Origin of the sequence: Streptomyces europaeiscabiei, assembly GCF_001550375.1 — a bacterium.
Lineage (GTDB): Bacteria > Actinomycetota > Actinomycetes > Streptomycetales > Streptomycetaceae > Streptomyces > Streptomyces europaeiscabiei.
The window spans coordinates 1-2,498 of the sequence record NZ_LRTR01000840.1 but is presented as its reverse complement, the minus strand read 5'-3'; the positions used below and the strand labels follow the sequence as shown (position 1 = coordinate 2,498).

Annotated in this window: 1 protein-coding gene; it reads right to left on the bottom strand. The window is 74.9% G+C overall.

All coding sequences use genetic code 11. From position 1 onward, the window contains the following. Positions 1 to 2,498, bottom strand: a 2,498-nt coding sequence (locus AWZ10_RS55385; protein WP_279616677.1) for an acyltransferase domain-containing protein, incomplete at both ends; no start/stop codon positions are given.

Here is a 2,498-nt window from a genome sequence, read left to right as displayed (position 1 = left end):
GTGTGCCCGGCGGCGCGCAGGGCGGCGGCCAGTTCGTCGGCCTCGTCCGCGCCGACGACCGTCACCGTCGACGGGGCGGGGGTTTCGGCGTCGCCGGGGGTGACGGGCCGCCAGTCCATTTCGTACAGGCCCCGGTTGCCGGGCGCGCCGACGGTGGAGCCGGCGAGGTCGCCGCTGAGTTCGCGCAGGGTGAGCGAGCCGACGGAGGCGACCGGCCGGCCCGCCGGGTCGGCGAGGGCGAGGCCGACGGCCTCCGGGCCCTCCTGGACCATCCGCAGCCGCAGGGCGGACGCGCCGACGGCGTCGAGGCGCACGTCGCTCCAGGAGAAGGGCAGCCGTCCGGCGTCCTTCATCGGCACGAACATCACCGCGTGCAGTGCGGCGTCGAGCAGTGCCGGGTGCAGGTCGAAGGCGTCGGCCGCGGGGGCGGCGTCGGCGGGCAGCTCGACCTCGGCGAAGACTTCCTCGCCACGTGTCCAGACCCGGGTCAGTCCCTGGAACAGCGGGCCGTAGAGGTGACCGCGGTCGGCGAACGCCTCGTAGAAACCGTCGAGCGGCACTTCCGCGCCGCCCTCGGGCGGCCAGGCGGTGAAGTCGTAGGGGGTGGCCGCCGTTTCGGCGGCGGCCGTGAGCAGACCGCCGGCGTGCAGGGTCCACGGGGTGCCGGGTTCGGCGTCGTCGGGGCGGCCGTGCACGGTCAGCGGGCGGGCCCCGGTGGCGTCGGGTTCCTCGACGCGGACCTGGACCTGCACCCCGCCGTGTGCGGGCAGGGTGAGCGGGGCCAGGATCGTCAGCTCGGCGACCTGCTCGCAGCCGGTGCGGGCGCCCGCGTGCAGGGCCAGGTCGAGGAAGCCGGTCGCCGGGAACAGGGCGGTGCTGGTGAGGGCGTGGTCCTTCAGCCAGGAGTGGGAGCCCAGTGAGAACCGGCCGGTGAACACGTGGGTGGCGCCGTCGGCCAGCTCCACGGCCGCGCCGAGCAGCGGGTGACCGCTGGTGCCGAGGCCCGCGGCGGTGACGTCGCCGAGCAGCACGGGCGGCTTCGGCCAGTACCGGCGGCGCTGGAAGGGGTAGGTGGGCAGCTGGGCGGTGCGGGCGCCGGTGCCGTCGAAGAGGCGGGGCCACTCCACGGGCACGCCGTGGGCGAAGGCTCGGGCGACGGCGTCCAGGAGCGTCTCGCGCTCGTCGCGGTCCTTGCGCAGCGACGGCACGAACAGGGTGTTCTCGTCGTCCGTCGGGCAGCTCTGCGCCATGGCGGTCAGGGTGCCGTCGGGGCCGACCTCCACGAACCGGCTGACGCCGTGCGCGGCGAGCCAGCCGACGCCGTCCGCGAAGCGGACCGCCTCCCGCACGTGCCGCACCCAGTACTCCGGGTCCTCCAGTTCGCCGGGGGCGGCGCCGCAGCCGGTGACATTGGAGACGACAGCCATGCGCGGCGGGGCGTAGGAGATGCTCGCGGCGACCTCGCGGAATGCGTCGAGCATGGGTTCCATGAGCGGTGAGTGGAAGGCGTGGCTGACCCGCAGTCTGGTGGTGCGGCGCCCGTCGGCGGCGAGCCGCGCGGCGATGCCGGCGACCACGTCCTCGGCGCCGGAGACCACTACGGAGCGGGGCCCGTTGACGGCGGCGATACCCGCGTCCGGGTGGCCCTCCAGCAACGGCCGTACGTCGTCCTCGGCCGCCTCCACGGCGAACATGGCGCCGCCGGGCGGCAGTTCCTGCATCAGTCGGCCGCGGGCGGCGACCAGGGCGCAGGCGTCCTGGAGCGACATCACGCCGGCGATGTGCGCGGCGGCGATCTCGCCGACGGAGTGCCCGGCGACGAAGTCGGGCCGTACGCCCCAGGATTCCAGCAGGCGGTAGAGGGCGACCTCGAAGGCGAAGAGGGCGGGCTGGGCGTGCTCGGTGCGGTTCAGCCGCTCGGCGTCGTCGCCGAACACGAGGTCGCGCAGGTCGTCGCCGAGATGGGCGCAGACCGCGTCGAAGGCGTCCGCGAAGACGGGGAAGACCTCGTACAGGCCACGGCCCATCCCCGGGCGCTGGGCACCCTGACCGGAGAAGAGGAAGGCGGTCTTCCCTTCGCCGCGCTGGACGCCGGTGACCGTGTGCGGGCCGGTCTCGCCCGTGGCGACCAGCCGCAGCCCGTCGGTCAGCGCGGCGCGGTCGGCGCCGAGAACGACGGCGCGGTGCTCGAACGCGGCGCGGGTCGCGGTGAGGGAGAGGCCGAGGTCGGCGGGGGTGAGGTCGGTGAACTCACCCATGTGGTCGAGGAGTTGTGCGGCCTGGGCGCGCAGGGCGTCCCGGCTGCGGGCACTGACCACCCACGGCACCGGAACACCACCCCGCACCCCGCCCGACTCCTCCGCCACCGACTGCTCGGCCACCGGCTCGCCGGTCACCCACTGCTCGGCCACCGGCTCCTCGGCCACCGGCTCCTCGGGAACGGCCTCCAGCACCACATGCGCGTTCGTCCCACTGATACCGAACGACGACACACCCGC